A 22,168-nucleotide genomic window follows, 5' to 3' on the forward strand; every position below is an offset into this window, starting at 1 on the left:
ATTCAGCCATTTTTTGCGGTATAATAAGTGTGTAGCTAATGTTGCAGGGGCGGGCGGCTGTCTGAATAATTTATTATTAGGGGGCGACCGAGTCACCCGCCCACTGCTGTCAAAAAATAATAATCATGTAAAAAGCGGCTTATGCCGTTAAATTTTTGGAGGTCACTATGGACGCAAAGCTTAAAAAAGAATTGCAGAAAACAGCCTGCAAGGTAAGAATGGGCGTTATCGAAGGCACTTACAATGCCAAGTCCGGCCACCCCGGCGGATCCCTCTCGATAAGCGATACACTCACTTACCTCTACTTCAACAAGATGAACAACGATCCTAAGAATCCCGACGCTCCCGACAGAGACAGATTCGTTCTTTCAAAGGGACATACAGCTCCTGCTCTTTACTCGGTACTGGCTCAGAAGGGCTACTTCTCGGTAGAGGAGCTCAAGTCTCTTCGTCACATCGGCGCTCTCTTACAGGGACACCCATGTATCCATATCCCCGGCGTTGATATGTCCAGCGGTTCACTCGGACAGGGCATCTCCGCAGCATGCGGCATGGCTCTTGCAGGAAAGCTCGACGGCAAGTCATACAAGGTATACACTGTCCTCGGCGACGGCGAGATCGAAGAGGGTCAGGTATGGGAGGCTGCTATGTTCGCAGCTCACAAGAAGCTGACAAATCTCGTTGCTATCGTAGATAACAACGGCCTCCAGATAGACGGTCCTATCAGCGAGGTATGCTCACCAGAGCCTATCACAGACAAGTTCGCAGCATTCGGCTGGCACGTTATCACTATGGACGCTCACGACTTCGACGACATCGACAGAGCCTTCACAGAGGCTGATTCCGTAAAGGACAAGCCTGTGGCTATTATCCAGAAGTCCACAAAGGGCAAGGGCGTTTCATTCATGGAAAATCAGGTAGGCTGGCACGGTACAGCTCCAAACAAGGAACAGTACGATCAGGCTATGTCAGAGCTCAACGCGCAGTTAAAGGAATTGGAGGACTAATTATCATGGCAGATGTAATCAAAAAGGCTACCAGAGAAAGCTACGGTGAGGCTCTCAAGGAGTATGCCGAGGAATATAAGGATTTAGTAGTTCTCGATGCAGACCTTGCTGCTGCAACAAAGACAGGCATTTTCAAGAAGGCTTACCCCGACCGTTTCTTTGACTGCGGTATCGCTGAGGCTAACATGATGGGCGTTGCAGCCGGTCTTGCAGCATGCGGCAAGATACCTTTCGCAAGCACATTCGCAATGTTCGCAGCAGGCAGAGCTTTTGAAATAGTAAGAAACTCTATCGGCTACCCACACCTCAACGTAAAGATCGGCGCTACACACGCAGGTATCTCCGTTGGTGAGGACGGCGCTACACATCAGTGCAACGAGGATATCGCTCTTATGAGAACTATCCCCGGCATGACTATCATCAATCCCTGTGACGATGTTGAGGCAAAGGCTGCCGTAAAGGCTGCTCTCGACTTCAACGGTCCTGTTTATATGCGTTTCGGCAGACTTGCAGTACCCGTGATCAACGACGCAGCAAGCTACAAGTTCGAGCTTGGCAAGGGCGTTGTCATGAAGGACGGTAAGGACGTTACTATCGTTGCTACAGGTCTTATGGTAAACGAGGCAGTAGAGGCTGCAAAGACTCTCGAGGCTGAGGGTATCTCCGCAAGAGTGGTAAATATCCACACTATCAAGCCTCTCGATAAGGAGCTCATCTGCAAGTGTGCAAAGGAGACAGGCGTTATCGTTACTGCTGAGGAGCACAGCATTATCGGCGGACTTGGTTCTGCTGTTGCAGAGGCTGTTACAGAGTGCTGTCCTGTTCCCGTTATCAAGATCGGCGTGAACGACGAGTTCGGTCACTCAGGTCCTGCTGTAGACCTTCTCAAGGAGTTCGGTCTCTCAGCTGAGAACATCGTTAAGACAGTAAAGAAGGCACTTAATAAGTAATGTGTAGGGGCGGATATTATCCGCCCTTTCTAATTTGGAATTGATTTGTAGGGGCGGCGTTCCGCCGCCCGCCAATCCCCGTAATATTTCAAATGACACACCGTAGGGAACGGCGCCCAACAGGCGCCGCGCCCCTTTGTCACTTTGCGACATCTCCCCACACTGTGAGGAGGCACCCTTGCCGTTCCGCCAAACATGTTATGTAATCAATGGAACGTCGAGTGACTCCCTGCTGTGCAGGGAGATGTCCGTAGGACAGAGGGTACGTGCAGCTGTTAGCTGCGCCGTCCTCTACACTACTCTCTACTTTCTACTCACTACTCACTAAAAACTATTCACTGACAACTTTTTTCAAAAAATGCTTGACAAACGGGAAATTATCTGCTATAATTATAAAGCTGTGAAAAACAGTATCGTATTCTAAAGACAGCTGGCAGAGCGAAAGCTCAGTAAGTCCCGCCGAGGAATAGCAATTGATAGAATTATCATTGTCCATTCTGCGCTGTCGGAATGGGCTTTTTTATTGCTCTCTGAATACGATGAAAATTCATTCGGAGGTGAATACACACTATGCCAAGCAATGCAGTACTCGAAGCAAAGAAGGCAAAGGTCGAGAAGCTCACCGAGATCATCAAGAACTCCGTTTCAGGCGTTCTCGTTGACTACAAGGGTATCACTGTTGAAGAGGATACCAAGCTCAGAAAGGAGCTTCGTGAGGCCGGAGTTCACTACTTTGTAGAGAAGAACACAATGCTTCTCCGCGCTTTCAAGGAATGCGGTATCGAGGGCTTTGAAGAGGCTCTCAACGGCACAACTGCTCTCGCTGTTTCCAACGACGATCAGACTGCTCCCGCAAGAATCCTCGGTAAGTTCGCAGAGAAGGCTGGCGATGAGAAGTTCAATCTCAAGGCCGGTTACGTTGAAGGCGAAGTTTACGATCAGGCAGGCGTTGTTGCTCTGTCCAAGATCCCTTCAAAGGACACTCTTCTTGCACAGCTCGTTGGCTCTCTCCAGGGCCCGCTCCAGAAGCTGGCTGCTACACTCAATGCAGTTGCAGACAAGAAGAAGGAGGAAGAAGCTGCTTAATTGCCGCTTGAACCCTCATCACACATTTGCGGGGACAAGCTCCGCAGCTTAAAATCATAGTCCATAAGGGCAAATACTATTAAAAAGGAGATTATTATCATGGCTTCTGAGAAGATCACAAAATTTGTTGAAGATATCAAGACTCTTTCCGTTCTTGAGCTTTCTGAGCTCGTAGACGCTATCCAGGAGGAATTCGGTGTAACAGCTGCTATCGCTGCTGCTCCTGCTGCTGGTGCTGCTGCAGGCGGCGCTGCTGCTGCTAAGACAGAGTTTGACGTAATCCTTGCTTCATTCGGTGATGCTAAGATGGGCGTTATCAAGGTTGCTAAGGAAGTTCTCGGTCTTGGCCTTAAGGAGGCTAAGGAGATAGTTGAGGCTGCTCCTAAGGCTATCAAGGAAGGCGTTTCTGAGGCTGAGGCTAACGAGCTCAAGGCTAAGTTTGAAGAGGCTGGCGCTACAATCGAGATCAAGTAATTTATACGGATTGTATACTATACAGGGAGTTGTACTATTTGGTACAGCTCCCTTTGTTTATTGTGCTGTATCAGAAGTCATTCCCACTGTGTAAAGTGGGGAATCTTGCAATATCTGTTGACTTGGCGGAGGAACTATGATATAATAATTGTAGAGTTGGTAAAACATTATGTATAATATTTCCGACTCCGCTGTGTTGATAACGGCTTGAAAAGATAAAAACGAAGTGCATGGTTTTGGGGGAAATATGCAGAAACGGAGTGGTTTTATGAAAAAGCTTTTGGCGTCTGTAATTTCATTAGCTCTGACATTATCGGCTATGATGCCGATGACGAGTTTTGCTGCCCCTGATACTGCGCTTGAGCTCGGTGACAGTATTGTAATGGCTTCATCGGTAAATGCCGACTCATATGCTGAGCAGGTAGTTAAGCTCGTAAACGAAGAAAGAACAAAAAGAGGTCTTCAGCCTGTCAAGGCACTCATATCAATGAATAAGGCTGCAAATATCCGTGCCAAGGAGATAGCTGCTTATTTCGACCATGTGCGTCCCGACGGAAGAAGTGGTTTGACCGCTATTGAGGATGCAGGTCTTAGCTGGTGGTGGATAGGCGAGAATATCGCAGCAGGACAGCCTAATCCCCAGGAGGTTATGAAGGACTGGATGAACTCTGAAGGTCACAGAAACAATATCCTGAAAGCAAACTGCAAGTACATCGGTGTAGGTTACTACGTTGACAACGGTTGTCCCTATTGGGTCCAGCTGTTTTTGGATTCTTCCGAAAGTTATACCGATTTTCCTGCAATTAAAGTTATCCAGAACGAGGTAAAACTGGAAAAAGGCGATATAAACGGCGATAAGGCTGTAAACTCTATCGATGCTTCCGAGGTTCTCACAGAGTACGCAAGCGTTTCCGCAGGACGCGGCTCGCGTTTTTCTGCAAGTCAGGTAACTGCCGCAGACCTGAACGGAAACAACAGGGTCGATGCAGTTGATGCATCTATGATCCTCGGTATATATGCCAAAAATGCCACTAAATAAAACGAAAAAGGCTGTACCGGATCGGTACAGCCCTTTTCGTTGTTTATCAGAGACTTTTGCGAAAATTTCAATCTTTAAAAGCTGGCTCAGCTCGCGTCAGAGACTTGAGTGGAATGTTCTTGATATAACGTCGTCCTGCTGCTCTTTTGTCAGCTTTACGAAGTTAACTGCGTAGCCCGAAACTCTTACAGTGAGCTGGGGGTACTTCTCAGGGTGAGCCTGAGCGTCAAGGAGAGTTTCACGTGTAAAAACGTTTACGTTGAGGTGATGACCACCTTTTTCAACGTAGCCGTCAAGCAATTCAATGAGGTTATCGACCTGTTTCTGGTTATCCATAAAAATCCTCCTTTTATTTAATTGAGAATTGAGAATGTAGAATGAATGTGTTCGCTTTCGCTCACGAATTAATAATTCTCAATTTTCAATTCTACATTCTCAATTATTTATAGTTCGTCGTCTTTGTCAATGGCGTTCTCGGTGGGCTGACAGCATGCACCCTTTGTGCCGCATATATCTGTACTTTTCACGGTATCCACTTTCAGCTCCGAACCGTTTCCGATTATATTCACATGACCGCTTCCCTGTGCCATGAGCTGATCGATGAGATCGGCAAGCTCCGCAGGGGAGTTTTTTTCTTCGGGAGCTGTCATATCATTCTCCTCTGAGCTTGTCAAGATCAAGATCTCCTGCGAATACCTCCATGTCCTTGCCGAGAGCGTTAGGCACTATGGAGAAGGTATTGGAGATACCGTCCTGTGCGTGTCTGAACGGCAGCTTTGCAACGGACGAGAGCGAAGCTACAGCGCCGTGAGTGTCTCTGCCGTGCATCGGGTTAGCTCCGGGAGCAAGTGGAACTCCCTGCTTTCTGCCGTCGGGAGTGTTTCCTGTCTTTTTGCCGTATACAACGTTTGAAGTAATAGTGAGTATGGACATTGTAGGCACACTGTCACGGTAGGTGTGATGTTTTCTTACGCAGTCCATAAAGCGGCGTACTACCTCAACTGCAAGCTGGTCAACTCTGTCGTCGTTGTTGCCGTACTTCGGGAAATCTCCCTCTATCTCATAGTCAACGACTACATTCTTTGCAACGCTTGTTATGTTGCCTGCCTTGTCCTTTATTTCGATATCCTTGCGGACAGGCTTTACCTTAGCGTACTTGATAGCCGACAGTGAATCCGCAACAACTGAAAGTCCTGCGATACCTGTAGCAAAATAGCGCTTTACGTCCCTGTCGTGGAGAGCCATTTGCAGTCTCTCATAGCTGTACTTGTCGTGCATATAGTGGATAACGTTGAGGGTGTTTACATAAAGTCCAGCCAGCCACTCCATCATATCCATGTACTTCTCCCAAACATCGTCGAAGTCGAGATACTCGCTGTCCACAGGTCTGTACTTAGGACCTACCTGTAAGCCGAGACGCTCGTCCACACCGCCGTTTATAGCGTAAAGCAGGCACTTTGCAAGGTTTGCTCTTGCGCCGAAGAACTGCATTTCCTTGCCCACTACCATTGAGGATACACAGCAGGCAATAGCGTAGTCGTCGCCGTGGACAACTCTCATCATATCGTCGTTCTCGTACTGGATAGATGAGGTCTTGATAGACATCTTAGCGCAGTACTCCTTGAACTTTCTCGGGAGCTTTGTTGACCAGAGAATAGTCATATTGGGCTCGGGAGCTGTGCCAAGGTTCTCCAGTGTGTGGAGGTATCTGAAACTGTTCTTTGTAACGAGGTGGTGACCGTCAACGTCAACGCCGCCGATAGACTCTGTTATCCAAGTTGGGTCGCCCGAGAAGAGCTCGTTGTACTCGGGAGTACGTGCGAACTTTACGATACGGAGCTTCATGATGAAGTGGTCGATGAGCTCCTGCGCCTGTTCCTCGGTGAGTATGCCCTTATCAAGGTCACGCTGAATGAATATATCGAGAAATGTGGAAGTTCTTCCCAGTGACATAGCCGCACCGTTCTGCTCCTTGACAGCTGCAAGATAGCCGAAGTAAAGCCACTGAACGGCTTCCTTTGCGTTAGCCGCAGGCTTTGAGATATCAAAGCCGTATATCTCGCCCAGCTCCTTGAGGTCCTGCAAAGCGCGGACCTGCTCTGCAAGCTCCTCACGGAGACGTATATTCTTTGAAGTCATTCTCACAAGTGAGGTATCTATCTGGTGCTTTTTGTCCTCGATAAGGAGATCAACACCGTAGAGTGCTACACGTCTGTAGTCGCCGATGATACGGCCTCTGCCGTAAGCGTCGGGGAGACCTGTGAGGATAGCCGAGTGACGTGCAAGTCTCATTTCGGGAGTGTATGCGTCGAATACGCCCTGATTGTGAGTTTTTCTGTACTTTGTGAAGATCTCCACTACCTCGGGATCAACTTCATAGCCGTACTCCTTGCAGGCCTGCTGAGCCATACGGATACCGCCGAAGGGCTGCAATGCACGCTTGAAGGGCTTGTCCGTCTGGAGACCAACTATCTGCTCCAGCTCCTTGTCGATGTAGCCTGCGCCGTGTGAAGTTATTGTTGATATGATCTTGGTGTCCATGTCGAGAACGCCGCCTGCTTCGCGCTCCTGTCGGGAGAGGTCCATGACCTTGTCCCAGAGCTTTTTTGTCGCTTCCGTAGGGGGTGCGAGGAAGCTTTCGTCGCCCTCATAAGGAGTGTAATTCTTCTTGATGAAATCTCTGACGTTTACTGAGGTAGTGCTCCAGCGTCCCTCGGTAAAGCCGTCCCATTCCTTTTGCCATGTATTGATCATAACACATTACTCCTTTACAATGATCTAAGATAATATTACCACATTGTTTAAATTTTGTCAATCTGCCTATTAACGTCAGGTAACTAAAAAACGCCTTTTTTCGTTTTATCAGATTACAAATTGGCAGCTGTCCCCTGAGGCAGCTTATATCTCACTTCGGAGAATTGGAGCTTTCGGCTCATGCCGAATTGACGGATATCAAAAATGTGTGAACTTGTTTGGCTTATTTGTGCAATTGACAGATTTTGCTCTGTAGGGGCGCCCTTTGGGCGCCCGAGACATTTTGTCGGCTTATACGGACGCCCAAAAGGGCGCCCCTACACGGTTACTTTTTTTGAGCTTTAGCAGGCTTTTGCTTTGACTGAACAGGCTTCTTTGGATTGGCAGGTTTTTGGGGCTTCTGCGGTTTGCTGTCGTCGGGAGACTTTATTCCCAGCTCAGACTCCTTTTTCTCAAGAACATGGAAGCTCAGCTTATACAGCGTACCTGCAAGAGGTACTCCCAGTATCATACCAAAGATACCGAACAGCCCGCCGCCCAGTGTGACAGCGGCAAGAGTCCATATGCTTGGCAGTCCCACAGTGCCGCCCACTACCTTTGGGTAGATGATATTGCCCTCGAACTGCTGGAGTATGACAAGGAATATGATGAATATAAGCGCCTGCATGGGGCTCTCGGTGAGGATAATGAACGCGCTTATGCCTGCGCCGATGAAAGCTCCCACGATAGGGATAAAGGCGGTAACTCCAACGAGAGTTCCCGACATTGCGGCGTAGGGGAGCTTCAGTATCTTCATGCCGATGAAGCACAGTGAGCCGAGGATAATAGCCTCCACGAACTGTCCCACAAAGAAGCTCTGAAAGGTCTCATTTGCTGTATGGAAAACGCGGGAGCACTTAGCGTTGAACTCCTCGCTGAAATATGCGTGTCTTATGCGGTTGCCGTCGCGGAAGAGCTTATCCTTGCGCAGCAGCAGGTATACAGCGAATATCAGTCCCAGCACAAGGTTTGTGACTGCGGAGGTCAGCCCTCCTATTATGCCCACAGCGGAGCTGAGTATGCCTGCAAGTCCCGATGTGAGAAGCTTTGAACCCTTTTCTGCAATGTTTGCCCAGTCGAATTCCAGCGAGCTTATCTGCTCCTGTATCTCTGGGTATTCATTGAGCTTGCCGATGACGAAATCCTTTGCCGTGGTAAAGGCGGGAGGTATCTCGGCGTAGAGAACTCCGAATGCGGAGGCTATCTCCGGGACGATTATATACATCACGAGTATTATTATCGCTATGGCGATGGCGAATGAGCATAACAGACACACAGGTCTTCGCGTTATGGCTGCTGCTTTTGAATTGCTTTTTGGGAAGTAGTGCTTCTCGAAGAAGTTCATGATGATATTGAAGATATAGGCTATCATAAAGCCCATAACAAGGGGCTTCAGAGCTCCGAGCACCAAGAGTACAAAGCTTGCCAGCACAGAGAAATTCTGGCTTATTACGCACACGGCAACAGCCAGACCTGCGATAAAGATATATTTTTTTATTTCGTTTTTGTTCATAGTCAGCCGATCAAACGGCGAACCCTCCAATCTTATATCATGCTTTTATTAATGGCTGCTCAACAAATAGAAATTGGCTTCAAAGCTTGAAATAAAGCCGATTTTTAGTTGTCAAGCTGCAAGAAAAAATAACAATACCCCACTTTTTCTTGCAACTTGTTTTGCACTTTAGGGCAAAATGAGCTGCACATAAAGAAATGTGTTGCGCAAATTCTATGTTTTATTAAGAATTTGCGCGCCCTGAACAAAGTTCAGGGCAATAACCGCCTGTCGGCGGTTATTGATTACACATTTATTATACATTATATATGTGCTGATGTCACGATATTAATTGTTAACTTTGTGTGAACATTTACGAGCTGTTTAATATTATGGTATATGGATTACTTTTTCGTGCGGAGATAACTCCGCAGGCAAATAAATATCTGTTCATACAAGGGGACGCCTTCTCTTACAAGGCGTCCCCTCTCAAAAAACAGTCCACCGGACTGCTTTTTGATTCACCCCTTGCGAGGCGCCTGACGTATTTGGGGCGCTGCCCCAACCCCCGCAAGGGCTGTCCCCCTGATCGGGTCCGTCCCCTCTGTCGCATTGCGACATCTCCCCACCCTGTGGGGAGTAACCCTTGACCTGACCAAAGGAACACAGTCCCTTTGGAATCCCGTTCATGGGTTCAGTAAAACAGGATTCTCCTAAAGCTAATGGCTAACGGCTAAAGGCTTTATGCTTCGGCACTTGACCTGCGCCTGATTTCGTGATATAATAATATAATCAGATAATTATATGTATTTGACATACAAAGATATGGAGGTAAGAAATATGCCCGGTTTAGACGATTACGCACCTGCTGTCAGAAAGGTCATGACACTTTTCTATGTCATCGATACTTCGGGAAGTATGCAGGGCAGCAAAATAGGACAAGTAGAATCAGCACTTGAAGAAGTTATGCAGACATTACAGGAAATAAGCGACGAGAGCGATGACGCTGAGATCAAGATCGCAGTTCTTGAATTCTCCACAGGCGCTTCATGGGTGACTCCCGAGCCTGTTTCACCCGAGGGATACCGCTTCAAGACCTTTGAAGCCTGCGGCGTTACCGACCTTGGCGCTGCCTGCAAGGAGCTTGACAAAAAGCTCTCACGAAATGAATTCCTACAGACTGCCGCAGGCGCTTATCCGCCTGTAATACTCCTTTTCAGTGACGGCGGTCCTACAGATAACTGGGAGAGCGGCCTGGACGCTCTCAAAAAGAATAACTGGTACAAGCGCTCTATCAAGATAGCCTTCGCTATCGGCGACGACGCTGACAGAGACGTTCTTGCACGCTTCTCGGGAAGCTCAGAGACAGTTCTCGATGTCAAGAACAAGGATCAGCTCCGCCTTATGATCGAAAAGGCAAGCGTTATCACCAGTGTATTCGCAAGCCATTCAAGCACAGTTGACAGCGACACAGATCCTGTCGAGATATCAAAGAAGCTGGCTGAGGACGTTCAGACTCAGACATCAGAGGCTCTCAGCGACGCCAATACCGCCGATTGGGACGAATCGGACTGGTAAGGTGAGGGTATGGCAAAAACACTTTCCTTTGCTCAGACAAGCATAGGTGCTTCACATCTCAGCAGAGATATTATTTGTCAGGACAGCTCCCTTGCGGCGGACTATGAGAAATACTCATTTGCTGCGGCGGCTGACGGTCACGGCAGCCCATGCTATCTCCGCACCGAAAGAGGCTCGAAGTATGCTGTGGAATGTGCGGCGGAGTGCGTGAGCGAGTTCCTTGACGGCATCGAAAACGCGGCGGAAATGCTTGCGGATCAGCGTCAGCGTGAGGAGCTATTCAATCAGCTCTGGCGCAGCATCATCGCCCGCTGGCACGACAAGACGGAGCAGGACTTCAAGAACGAGCCCTTTACCGAGGAGGAGTACAGCCGTATCCCCGAGAAGTACGCCTACTACAAAAAGCGCTACGAGAACGGCGAGTACATCGGCGCCTACGGGACCACGCTGGTATTTGCGGTAGTCACCGACGACTATGCTTTCGGAGCTCAGATAGGCGACGGAAAATGCGTGGTGATAGACGGCGACAGCAATGTTTTTGCGCCTATCCCCGAGGATCCCCGCTGCTATGAGAACGTTACCACATCAATGTGTCAGGACGACGCGGCACTTTCGGCAAGATTCTTCTATCTGCCAAAGGGCTTTATGCCTGCGGCAGTATTCCTGTGTACTGACGGTGTGGAGAACTCCTACTGGAACGAGGAGCAGCTTTTCAGCTTCTTCCGCGGACTTGCTCTTACTATAGTTGAAAACGGCATGGAGGACGGCATAGCTCAGCTTGCAGAGTTCCTGCCTGCAATGACTAAAAAGGGCAGCGGCGACGACGTTACCTGCTCGGGTATAATCAATATGCCCAAGCTCAGCGCCTGCTCGGACGGCATACGGGAGGACCTTGCGGAGGCAGCAGCCATTGCTGAGGAAGCTGTTCCCGAGAATATGGAGTACGACGACGAGACCTCTCAGCAGGTCATCTCAGATGTTGAAAATGGAGAATTGAGAATTGAGAATGAAGAATGTGCTGGGACGGAAGAAACTGACAGTGATCCTGTAAATGAAGAATGATATCAAGGGCGGATAATATCCGCCCTTTTTTGCTGCCCGTACATAATATATGTACATTTTTTGACATTGGTTGCGCCAATTTAGTAAAAACAGTGACAAATGTCACTCTGAAAGTGACAAATGACACCTTTTCAAGCTCTGATGAACGTGATATAATCAAGTTATACTAAACGTGAAAAACAAGCAGGCGCCAAACTTGTTTTAATAAACAAAAACTAATATCAAATACGGAGGTTGAAAAAATGAAGGCATTATTAAAAAAGACATTATGTATTATTTCAAGCGCTATTATGTTGTGCGGAGCAAGCGCTATCCCTGCAAACGCAAAAGACCCTACATTCAGACCTGAGCTGAATCTGCCTGAACTGATAGTTGACGTAGGAAGAAAACCGCTTTGTTTGGGCTATTATCTCAATAGCTACAACTTTGAGATAACACCATCAGAGACAGCAATAATCGAAGCAAAGACCGATAGAAGTCTCCCTTTTGGCAAGGTAGCAGAGTATCAGTGGTACAAGGACGGAAAAGCTATAAAGGGAGCTACACTAAGCGCATATCCTGCTACAGAAGCCGGAAAGTATTACTGTGAGATAACTGAGCGTGACAGGGAGTTTCAGACTATGGAAATAGCAACAACAACGACGACTACTAAATCAATAGGGCTCAGACCAGTGGGAACAAGAACAACAACAGCAGCAATGCAGAAGCAAACAATAGATATTGGTCAGCGTTTAACACCTGTAACAACGACTGCTGAATCTATGAAGATATCAAGTGTTAAAAAGTTTACGACAGGCGAAGCTACGGTAAAGACAGTACCTGAATTAACGATCAAGTCGCAGTCATATTGTCAAGATCTCAAATATAATACACAGCTCTATGTGAATCCAACAGGCGGTTCTGGAACCTATTATTATACATGGACAGATGCGAATGGCAATTGGGTCGGAAACACGCAGAAGCTTTCTGTAGCATCTGTAGGAACCTATAAGTGTGAAGTAAGAGACAGCAAAGGCAGAAAAGTTGCAAGCGGACCAATATATGTTGAATACAGTGAAATGATATTAAATTATGGAATAATTAATGGTTGGGTTTATGATTTTGATTTTGAGCAATCTGATAAAAATGATGCGACTATAGATGTTACTGTTGAAGTGAAAGGTGGCGGTACAGGTAAGTATAAATATAACTGGCAGAGATTAGTAGGCGACAAATGGGTAGATATGGACTGGCATTCAGCTACTTTAACTGTAAGAAAAGATGAGGTTAAAGATCATGAAAGCCGTTATTATGATGAATACATTGGCGGAAATCGATATTGGATGCAGCATATGCTGTATAATGATTATCGCTGTCAGGTTAGCTCTTTGAATTGTAAAGGAGAAGTAGTAGGGACAACGAATACAGCCACTATACAGATCAACTCACTCTTAGAGCGCTATATTGGATATAAGCCATATTAATGATCCGTCTTGGATATATGTGATCCTGAAAAAGGAACTGCAATTGCAGTTCCTTTTTTTGTCGTCTTTTGTCGGAAATAAATTTTTGTAAAAAAGCTCTTGACAAATCAGAACAGATGTTCTATAATATAATCACAAGGAATAGAACGTAAGTTCGCAGAGCTATCTTTCAGACGTTACAAGGGTGCAGCATTTGCTGCTCGTGCTTCTTTTTCTTAATAAGGGGGCAAATCATGACACAACTTATCCAAAACTACACCAACAGCCGCGATCTCGTCAAACAGCGTATCACCGAGCTTTCTGAGCTGCGGAGCTCTCTCATGAAAAAGGGGGACTCCGCAAGGGTCATAGAGCTCGATTTAGACCGCCGTATCCGTCTGCTCTATGAGGAGCACGGCGAGATGCAGGAGATAATCTCTCATCTGACTTCGTATAACAGGAGGCGGGAGAGCTTTGGCAAGATGTGATATCAATTATTCCGACAAGATAGGGGGCAGGGAGGACCTCGGCATAAAGCGTATTCTTGGCTATGGGAATAAGGACGGGAACGCATCGAGGCTCCGCAGTATTCTGTTAAAAGTTATTAATAATGAGCTGACACCGAGACAAAAGGAAATAATTATGCTATACTATTTTAAGGGTGCAGATGTGGCTTGCATAAGCGAAAGGCTGGGAGTGTCTCAGCAGGCGGTCTATGCGGCTATGTCACGCGCCAAAAAGAAAATTTACAGTATACTTCAATATTACATCTGAGGAGAAGAAAATGAATACTCCTATATATGATTTTTTGCGGAATTACGCCGCTTCTGGCGTTCTGCGAGCTCATATGCCGGGGCATAAGGGGAATGCTCCCGCGGCTGAGCTGGGGGAGCTCTTCAAGCTTGACATCACCGAGATAAAGGGTGCGGACAGCCTCTTTGAAGCTGACGGCATTATAGCCGAGAGTGAGCGGAATACCGCGGAGCTCTATGGCAGCAGGGTTTCCGTATTCTCGGCAGGGGGCTCTACTCTTTGCATACAGGCTATGCTGGCTCTTATGAAGCAGGAGCGCCGCCGCGTTATCGCGTCAAGGAACGTTCACCGCGCTTTTCTCAATGCAGCGGCGCTTCTTGATATTGACGTTCAGTGGATAATGCCATGCTACAGCGGCGGTATCCTGTCGGGGGAGCTTCAGCTCGCCCGCATGGAGGCGGCTTTAGCCGCCGACCACACGCCGGCCTGTGTATATGTGACGTCGCCTGATTATACGGGCAGGCTGGCGGATACCGCCGCACTGGCGAAGCTCTGCCGCCGCTATGGAGCGAAGCTACTTGTGGACAACGCCCACGGTGCGCACCTTGCCTTTTTTGAGGAGAATCTGCACCCTATAGCTCTGGGAGCTGACCTGTGCTGCGACTCGGCGCATAAGATGCTGCCTGCTCTTACGGGAGCAGCGGTGCTTCATACCTCCTGTGATGAGTACGTCCCGAAGCTGAAACAGGCAATGAGTCTTTTCGGCTCTACGAGTCCGTCCTATCTTATAATGGCTTCACTTGACCTGTGCAATCGTTATATTGCAGATAATATACGTGGAGATATTGCCGCGGCTTTGCCGCTGCTGTCGGCGCTTCGCGCCGCCCTGGCCGACAGGCTCATATTCGCAGACAGCGAGCCATTCCACATTACGGTAAAAGCCGCTGAAAGCGGATTCTGCGGCACCGAGCTTGCGGAGCTTCTCCGTGAAAGGGGAGTTGAATGTGAGTATGCCGACGCCGAGCTTGTGGTGCTTCTCATGTCGCCTTTTTCGCCTGCCGAGGACTACAGGCGGCTTCGCGCCGCGCTTGAGAGCGCGGTGGCGGGAGCTTCCCGTACAGCAAAGAAGTCCTTTATTTTTCAGCCGAAGCTCCCGCAGATGGCTTTAGCCATCCGCGAAGCCGCCTTTGCGGACGCCGAGGAAATTCCTGTGGAGGAAGCAGAGGGCAGGATATGCGCGTCGGTAAAGGTTCCATGTCCACCTGCCATACCCATAGCTGTCAGCGGAGAGATCATCGACAGGGACTGCATAGGGCTGTTCCGTGCATACGGCATAAAAACCGTTCTTGTGGTGAAAAATTAGCGCGGACTATTGCAATTTCCGAGTATATGTGTTAGAATTAATTATATTATTGATTGGGAGGTAATACCATGAGCGATATGAACGAAAAAGACCTTGACGAGCTCGAGGAAGAAGATGAAATAGAGAATTACATCACTCTCACAGATGACGACGGCAACGAGGTATCCTTTGAGATAATCGGTACTGTTGAGTACAGCGACCACCTTTACGCAGTTCTCCTGCCCTTTGACGATGAGGACGATGAGGTCGTCATACTCGAGGTCATCCCCGGGGAGACACCGGAAGAGGACGACTTTGTTTCCGTTAATGATGACGAGCTTCTTGGCAAGGTGTTCGAGGAATTCAAGAAGAATTACGACGGCGAGTACGAATTTGAATAATGTGATATTAAGGCTTCCATGTTTTTCATGGGAGCTTTTTTTGTCAATTCCCCTAAAGACTCCTGCTCTTCATTGTTCAATTCTACAAATAAAAATGGCTTTATAAGTTTGTTCACAAAAAATTCACAATTATAACAGCAAAATGTGGTATTATTTTTATATATAGATCATGTTTTAAACAGCTGTAATAAGCTGTTGATAAGAGGATATGCTCTGAATGTGTTTCAGACCGGTCCGATGCTTTACGGATTATTGAAAAATCTTTTTAGGGGGACATTTTATGGACAGTCATAATATTGATAACATGACATTGGAAGATGCTATAGACTTCTTCAAGGACAACGTGGACGCGCTTGTGCTTGTTGACGGTAAGGTCAATAAGTATAAGTCTATTATCAGAAAAGGTATTTTTAATAAGCTGCTAAAGCCAACAGGTGAGTATAATGAGCTTATTGAAAAGCTTTGGTATCATTTAAGCAAATCCTCTGATAACGTGTCGGAGAAGTACAAGGTCTTTATCCCGACCTCGGGACATTTTTCAGGCAAATATGCAAGAAGGGTAAGTGTTAAGATAGAAGAGACACTCTGTGTTATACAGGTCTCGATCTATCCGCTCAACGGAGATGAAAAATATCTTTTTGTACTTGACGAGCTTGATGACAGACAGTCCGTTGACGAGTCGCTGACTACCGAAAAGGTAAAGTCTTTCCAGAATACCTACCTGTTCTCAATGTACATAGACCTGGAAAAGGATTCTATCAACAGTATCAGCGTTACAGAGCTGTCTGACGATATAATCAATCAGGAGCTGAAATTCTCTCAGTGGCGATTAATGATAGTAAATGCCATAAATACGGATTATCAGGCACAGTTCATGGAATGGACCGAGCCTGAGTATCTGAAAAATAATTTTGCACCCGGCAAGACAGCTTCCTTTGACTGCCTTATGATGAATCTTGAAGGCAAGGAGATCTGGGTAAAGCTCATATTCAGCCGTGTCCAGACCACTATCCCCGATGACTACCGTTTTGTATACATGGTCCAGGATATCAACGAAACTACCCTTGATCTTATAGAAACAATGAACAGATATGAGGACCTTGCTTCAAAGGATCCTCTTACTCAGATCTACAATCACGGCAGAATGGAAACAGAGATCAAAAACGCCATAAATAAATTTGTTGAGGAACATATCCCTGTTTCGCTGATGATAATGGATATCGACTTCTTCAAGCACGTAAACGATAACTACGGTCATGCCGTGGGAGACCTTACTCTCAAACGATTCGCAAATATCGTAACTGATTATTTCGATGACAACAACGGAGTAGTCGGACGCTGGGGCGGTGAGGAGTTCGTGGCTGTATGCTGCGGAGCCGGCCGCGAAAGAGCTCTGGAAATGGCTGAGGAGATACGTCAGAAGGTATCTTTCGAGACATTCGCAAATGTAGGAAATATCACCTGCAGCGTCGGCGTTACCACTGTTATTGACGGAGATGATTTTGAGAAAGCCTACAGACGTATGGATAATGCACTGTATGAAGCAAAATCAAGCGGAAGAAACTGCGTAAGAATATCATAAAACAAAAGCTGTACCCTTGCGGTACAGCTTTTTTGCTTTGCAGAAAAGATTTTTTGAAAAAGAGTGAGAGTTTTTCGTTTTTCATACGACTAATAAGTGAAAGCTATAAAACAGGCAGTTCGTGCCCCGAGTGGCTGCTGCGCAGCGAGCTGTCATGCTTTAATAAAAGGAGGGTCTACTATGAACAAAAGGAAAATACTGACGCTTTTAACAGCGCTGACAATGAGTATGACATCTATGGCGTTCACTCCTGCTTACGCTGTTGCGGAGAGCGATACCGCAGCAGCTGTGTCCGAGGAAAACAGCGGTATACACTTCAATGTGAAAAACGACTGCATTTCTGTGGAATTGGGCTTGAATACCGCAGTGTCCATTTCAGGATATGATGACGGCAAGCAGTATGAGGTGGGAGAATCTCCCATAAAGTTCACTGTTGATGATGAGAGCGTTGCAAAGGTAACTCAGGTGCAGGGCAAGCTTGTAAATATCAAGGGCGTATCCATGGGAGTGACCGTGCTTCGTGCAGAGACTCCCGACGGAAAGAAAGCTTCCGTCAGGGTTGCCATAATAGAGATACCGCCTGCTCTTACATCAACGGCATTGACGAATACCACAACAGTCACTACTACTGCGACTGCGACTCATGTCACAACTTCCACTGTTATCTATGACTATGCTCCTACAGTTGAGTTTGACAAGTCCGCCATGAAGGTGGGTGAGGTAAGAGAGGGACGCTTCTACAATCCCGAGACCAAAAAGAATGAAGGCGGCTGGGTAGAAGCAGGAACAGACAATATCTCTGTTGAGTATACCGAGGGAAGCGATATCTTCACGGTAAGGGCTCTCGAAGCAGGCGAGGCAAAGCTTGGCTGCTGGACAAAGGGCTGCGCGTTCACAAACTATGTATACTTTGATGTCGTAGATGATGAGGTGCTTCCCGACTTTGCACCTACAGTCGAGTTCGATAACTCTGATATGAAAGTGGGAGAAACAAGAGAGGGACGCTTTTACAATCCTGTCTCAGGAAGATCCACAGGCGGCAATATAAAGGCTTCGGACAATGTGCTTGTAACATTGGAAAAAGACGGTCATTTCAGTGTAACGGCTGTTAAGGCAGGCTCCGTAAGTATGGAGATAACAGATAACGGCTGTCCTTTCGTTGGTCATGTTGCTTTCACAGTTAAGGATGCTGATACAACGACAACTGCTGTGACTATGACTACAACACAGCTGACTACTTCTACAGTTCATATCGACTATATGACAAAGGTGGAATTTGACAATACGCCTTTGAATGTAGGTGAGGTAAGAAAAATCAAATTCGGTCACCCCAATGGCGAGACAGAGGGCGGTTCAGTATACTCATCATCTGAGCTGATCGAGGTAAGCTATGAAAAAGGGACCAACAGCTTTGAGGTAAAGGCGCTCAAGGAGGGCGAAGCAAGTATATCTGTCCATGCAAGGGGCTGTGCATTTGATCCCACTGTGACTATAAAGGTAGTATCCGCAAGCAAGCTCAAGGGCGACGCAAACTGCGACAACGGCACAGATATGGCAGACGTTGTATACGTAATGCAGAGCCTTGCAAATCCCGATAAGTATAAGCTTTCAACATGCGGCAAGGATAATGCAGACCTTAACGGCGACGGCGTTACAGTAGGCGACGCACAGAAGATACAGCTGAAGCTTCTCGGTCTCGATGATGACAGCGAGCCTTTAACTCCTTTAGCACAGGCTGTAGGCGTTGATACAACAGACGAAGCAATAAAGCTTATCAGAAGCTATGACCTTAACGACTACAATGTAAACGCCCGCGAGACCATGAAGCAGATGTTCGAGAGCTTCAAAAAGGACGGCTTTATCTATCGCTTTGCCGAAGTCACAGGCGATGACGCAGTAAAGCTCCGCGACGACTATGTAAATCCGCCTGTCTGGCTCGGTCCTTATGCGAATTTTGAGGATATAGGCATTCTCTATCATGTAAAGGCATATGACATGAACTATCAGTTATACTACTTCAACAGAGGCAATGATTACGCAGGTCAGTCTATGGCTGGTTATATCAAGAACCGCTTTGGCTTTAATGTAACAAAGGTCATCGACGATAAATACTTTATCTTCGACAGCAGCAAGGACGGTCAGAACGATATCAGCGTGATTTTCGCTTTAGACGACGGACATTACTGCAAGGTAAGATGTTTCGGCTCAGAAGCAGAGCTTATGAAGCTTGCAAAGTCGCTGAAAAGCGTGAAGCTCCCTCTCGGTGAGAAAAAGATAACCGACCTTAACGACGTAAACGCTCTTCTGATTGCCTATGAGACAGAGCACAAGCTCCCTGTTTCCATGATTACATCAATCAGTCAGGGTGACAAGCAGGTTTATGTATATCTGGGCACATTTGATATCAAAGAGCAGGAAAAGGTCATTGAACAGATGAAGAACTATATGAAGTTCATGAACATCGACGAGGAACTTGTATGTTTTGCAATTCCTCAGACCATTGCAGAATGAAAGAAAACATGATAAATATAGAGAAAAAGAGAAAAGAAAAAGGGCTTCCCTCGGGAAGTCCTTTTTCGTTATATCAGCCCTGCTTTAAGAGGAGCTTTCTCAGCTCTATCTCGTCGTACAGGTCTATATTCTTATCGCCGTTGAAGTCGAACTGGTCTGCGGCTTCCTTGCTGCTGAAAGGTGATACGCCAAGTATCATCTTGCGGAGCCTTACCAGCTGAGCTACCTTGTATACCTTTGCAGGCTTTGTGCCGTCGGGCTCAATACCGCCTACAAGCTTTCCGTCTGCGTAAACGCATACGTTGTCACAGCACTTTGCAAGCTCAACGCCGCTTACGATGTTGTCGTAGTCCTCGCCCTCTTCATCAAGGTCTATCATGCCCTTTCTGCTCCAGTCGTTGGAGGAGTCCCACTTCTCGCCGAAGTAGTTGCCGATAATAAGCTGATACTTCTTGTTGGAGTTTGCAACAGCGTAGTCAGGCCACGATATCTCGATGTAGTAGATATCGTCCTTGTACTGCTTTGGCTGTGAGAGCACAGCGGACTTGTCAGTTACCTCGGTCTCCACCTGGTCGTAGGTCTTTTGGAGCACGAAGCTTCCCGGGATAGTCTTGTTCTCGAATTCCTCAATGCTGAAATAGTAGCGTACAGACAGGTCGGTATGGGGTTCAAGGCAGTCAGTGTTCACGAAGAATGTGAGCTTTGTAACGCCTGAGCCTGTAGTCTCGGGAGCCTCCGAGCAGTAGCCCGATACCCAGAAATCATCACCTGAGAAGAGCTGTGTATCATCGACCTTTTCAGCAGGCGGGAAGTTCTCCTCGGGCTTCATGGTCTCATCGCCCTTGAAGAGGTAAAGACCTGCCGCCGCGCCTACGATAGCCGCATTGTAGTCGATAGTTACCTCGTTGTATATCCAGTCGCTGGTAACGTCGTTGTGCTGGTCGTTACCGTCGGGACCGCCTGCAAGAGCGCCGTAGAGTACGTGCTTGTGCTCGGCAGGGTCCTCAGCCATTGTAAGTCCCGAAGCCGCACGGTGGTGTGGATATTTTACGGAGTTCTCGCCGTAGCCAACAACGTAGCTTCTGCCCAGCGGGTTATCACCGATGATGTATTCCATCTGTCCAAGAGCCCAGTTGGAGAATGCATAGTCGGGGTTCTTGTCGTTGTACTTGTCCTTGCCCTTGTTGTATTTATCATAAACGAGAGCCGTGAACTGAACTGCGGTGTTGTATCTTGCACTGCCCCATGTATCAAGGTAGAAGTAGCCCGCAGGAGTTATCTTACCCTTTTTGCCCTCCATTACGGTGTTGATAGCCTTGGCTTCCATTTCCCAGAAGTCGAGGACTTCATACTGACCTCTGCCGATAGCCACACGGGTCTCCTCGCAGACCTCGGGGTACATATCCTGTATGCGTCCGAAGATTATACCCACGCCGTTCCACATATCGTTCCAGCAGAGAACATATCCGGGAGGAGCGTAGTAGTCGATGTACTGCTCACAGGCTTCAAGGTAGTCATGGTCCTGTGTGATAAGGTAGAGCCAGCCTGCCGCAAAGCAGAAGTCGTCCTCCCACTTGTTGGAGGTGTAGAAGCTCATAGGACCGTCGCCGCCTGCGCCGACCTTCTTCTCGTTCTTGTTTGCGAAGTCAAAGAGCGCCTTTGCATAGTCGAGACACTTCTCGGCGTACTCGGGGTCGGTGTCCTTGAAGTTGTAGTAGTTGATAGCTAAAGCCGCCGCGCTTTCGGAAACATCATCTGTGGTAGGGAGCTCGGAGGTGGCAAAGAATGCAGGGCGTCCCATAGCGTCTATCTCGGGAGACTGCCAGTAGGAATGGTCAACGCTTCCGTCGCCCACCTGATAGCAGAACGCAAGGACGTCGCCGTTCTTGTCGCGGAATGTGCTCTTCATGAAGTAGTCGCAGAAGTAGCGGCAGATAGTCTCGGCGTGGGCGTCCTGACCTGTCTCCTTGTAGGCGTCGCGGAACTCATAATAGCCCCATGAAACAACAGAAGCGGCATAAGCCTCGGGAAGTCCGAACTTTACGTGGTCGCCTGCGTCGTGGAAGCCGCCTGCAACGTCGATGAAGCCGTCGCCGTCGGGGTCGAGGATATCCTTGTACTTGGTCATGAAATCCTCAGGGAGATTAGTGCCGAAGTGGTCGTCATCAATAGAGTGCATAGGCACCTTTGCGTCGTATACGTGGCAGTTTCCGCGCCATGAAAGGCGGTTGTTTTCGGCAACTCCCGTACCGCACATATTGGCGTCGTAGAAGTACAGGGTGTACTGTAAGAGCTTAGCCCAGTTGTTCTCTGTCTCCGTATAGTCCACTACATCGGGCGTAGCCTTTGCGAATGCAGGGAGAGCCGCCGCAGAAGCCGAAACAGCAGTCACTGCCGCAGCTGTAAAAGCGAACAGGCGCTTGAATATTTTCATAAACTCAGTCCTTTCTGATTTGTAGCCTTTAGCCGTTAGCCTTTAGCTGTAAGGCTGAATGCCGAGTGAATATTGTCATAACTTAATTTTACCGCATATCGCCGCAAATGTCAACGCATAACTTGCGGTTTTGTTTTTTGTAGGGGACGCCGCCTTCGGCGTCCCGTAATGCAAGAGAGGGCGTCCCTTAACGGGCGGCGGAACGCCGCCCCTACAAGCTAA

Annotated in this window: 19 protein-coding genes; 14 read left to right on the plus strand and 5 right to left on the minus strand. The window is 47.7% G+C overall.

The genetic code is table 11. The features are described from left to right. Window positions 1–167 precede the first annotated feature (167 nt). The 5 genes from N774_RS0113045 (at window position 168) to N774_RS18395 (ending at window position 4,556) form a co-directional block, all read left to right on the plus strand. A complete protein-coding gene (locus tag N774_RS0113045; RefSeq protein ID WP_024861665.1) occupies window positions 168–1,007 on the plus strand; it encodes a transketolase in 840 nt (279 codons plus the stop codon). Between the two features lie 5 nt (window positions 1,008–1,012). Continuing rightward, complete coding sequence (locus tag N774_RS0113050; protein ID WP_024861666.1) at window positions 1,013–1,957, plus strand: transketolase family protein; 945 nt, start codon at window positions 1,013–1,015, stop codon at window positions 1,955–1,957. Window positions 1,958–2,527: 570 nt separating this feature from the next. Further along, entirely contained in the window at window positions 2,528–3,043 is a 516-nt protein-coding gene (gene rplJ, locus N774_RS0113055; RefSeq protein WP_024861667.1) for a 50S ribosomal protein L10, read from the plus strand. Window positions 3,044–3,142: 99 nt separating this feature from the next. Beyond that, the gene (gene rplL / locus N774_RS0113060; RefSeq protein WP_024861668.1) at window positions 3,143–3,517 is read left to right on the plus strand and encodes a 50S ribosomal protein L7/L12; all 375 of its coding nucleotides are present in this window, start codon (window positions 3,143–3,145) and stop codon (window positions 3,515–3,517) included. Between the two features lie 268 nt (window positions 3,518–3,785). After that, on the plus strand, window positions 3,786–4,556 hold the full coding sequence (locus N774_RS18395) for a CAP domain-containing protein (RefSeq protein WP_024861669.1): 771 nt from the start codon (window positions 3,786–3,788) through the stop codon (window positions 4,554–4,556). A gap of 96 nt (window positions 4,557–4,652) precedes the next feature. On the opposite strand, the gene grcA3 is transcribed toward N774_RS18395, so the two are convergent. The 4 genes from grcA3 to N774_RS0113085 form a co-directional block, all read right to left on the minus strand. Continuing rightward, a complete protein-coding gene (gene grcA3, locus N774_RS0113070; protein WP_278245173.1) occupies window positions 4,653–4,928 on the minus strand; it encodes an autonomous glycyl radical cofactor GrcA3 in 276 nt (91 codons plus the stop codon). Window positions 4,929–4,999: 71 nt separating this feature from the next. After that, complete coding sequence (locus N774_RS0113075) at window positions 5,000–5,230, minus strand: hypothetical protein (protein ID WP_242836624.1); 231 nt, start codon at window positions 5,228–5,230, stop codon at window positions 5,000–5,002. Then, on the minus strand, window positions 5,208–7,310 hold the full coding sequence (gene pflB, locus N774_RS0113080; RefSeq protein WP_024861671.1) for a formate C-acetyltransferase: 2,103 nt from the start codon (window positions 7,308–7,310) through the stop codon (window positions 5,208–5,210). Before pflB ends, N774_RS0113075 begins: the two co-directional genes overlap by 23 nt. A 325-nt stretch (window positions 7,311–7,635) precedes the next feature. After that, window positions 7,636–8,862 carry an AI-2E family transporter gene (locus N774_RS0113085; protein ID WP_051463401.1) on the minus strand — a complete coding sequence of 409 codons (1,227 nt, stop codon included), beginning with the start codon at window positions 8,860–8,862 and terminating at the stop codon, window positions 7,636–7,638. An 819-nt stretch (window positions 8,863–9,681) separates the two neighbouring features. Between N774_RS0113085 and N774_RS0113095 the strand changes: the two genes are divergently transcribed. From N774_RS0113095 to N774_RS0113135, 9 genes are all read left to right on the plus strand, one after another. Further along, the gene (locus N774_RS0113095) at window positions 9,682–10,419 is read left to right on the plus strand and encodes a vWA domain-containing protein (RefSeq protein ID WP_024861674.1); all 738 of its coding nucleotides are present in this window, start codon (window positions 9,682–9,684) and stop codon (window positions 10,417–10,419) included. Between the two features lie 9 nt (window positions 10,420–10,428). Beyond that, window positions 10,429–11,481, plus strand: a complete 1,053-nt coding sequence (locus N774_RS0113100; RefSeq protein WP_024861675.1) for a PP2C family serine/threonine-protein phosphatase — start codon at window positions 10,429–10,431, stop codon at window positions 11,479–11,481. A 242-nt stretch (window positions 11,482–11,723) separates the two neighbouring features. Next, window positions 11,724–12,944, plus strand: a complete 1,221-nt coding sequence (locus N774_RS0113105; protein ID WP_024861676.1) for a hypothetical protein — start codon at window positions 11,724–11,726, stop codon at window positions 12,942–12,944. 233 nt (window positions 12,945–13,177) lie between these two features. Then, on the plus strand, window positions 13,178–13,411 hold the full coding sequence (locus N774_RS0113110; RefSeq protein ID WP_024861677.1) for a hypothetical protein: 234 nt from the start codon (window positions 13,178–13,180) through the stop codon (window positions 13,409–13,411). Next, on the plus strand, window positions 13,398–13,697 hold the full coding sequence (locus N774_RS0113115) for an RNA polymerase sigma factor (protein WP_024861678.1): 300 nt from the start codon (window positions 13,398–13,400) through the stop codon (window positions 13,695–13,697). Before N774_RS0113110 ends, N774_RS0113115 begins: the two co-directional genes overlap by 14 nt. A 10-nt stretch (window positions 13,698–13,707) precedes the next feature. Then, on the plus strand, window positions 13,708–15,039 hold the full coding sequence (locus tag N774_RS0113120) for an aminotransferase class I/II-fold pyridoxal phosphate-dependent enzyme (protein ID WP_024861679.1): 1,332 nt from the start codon (window positions 13,708–13,710) through the stop codon (window positions 15,037–15,039). A gap of 68 nt (window positions 15,040–15,107) precedes the next feature. Then, the gene (locus N774_RS0113125) at window positions 15,108–15,419 is read left to right on the plus strand and encodes a DUF1292 domain-containing protein (RefSeq protein WP_024861680.1); all 312 of its coding nucleotides are present in this window, start codon (window positions 15,108–15,110) and stop codon (window positions 15,417–15,419) included. Window positions 15,420–15,699: 280 nt separating this feature from the next. Continuing rightward, window positions 15,700–17,001, plus strand: coding sequence for a GGDEF domain-containing protein (locus tag N774_RS0113130; protein WP_024861681.1), 1,302 nt, complete (start codon window positions 15,700–15,702; stop codon window positions 16,999–17,001). Between the two features lie 180 nt (window positions 17,002–17,181). Continuing rightward, window positions 17,182–19,512, plus strand: coding sequence for a dockerin type I repeat-containing protein (locus N774_RS0113135; RefSeq protein ID WP_024861682.1), 2,331 nt, complete (start codon window positions 17,182–17,184; stop codon window positions 19,510–19,512). Window positions 19,513–19,585: 73 nt separating this feature from the next. On the opposite strand, the gene N774_RS0113140 is transcribed toward N774_RS0113135, so the two are convergent. After that, window positions 19,586–21,946, minus strand: a complete 2,361-nt coding sequence (locus tag N774_RS0113140) for a glycoside hydrolase family 9 protein (protein WP_024861683.1) — start codon at window positions 21,944–21,946, stop codon at window positions 19,586–19,588. Between the last annotated feature and the right edge of the window lie 222 nt (window positions 21,947–22,168).

It is taken from the genome of Ruminococcus flavefaciens AE3010 (genome assembly GCF_000526795.1).
Lineage (GTDB): Bacteria > Bacillota > Clostridia > Oscillospirales > Ruminococcaceae > Ruminococcus > Ruminococcus flavefaciens_D.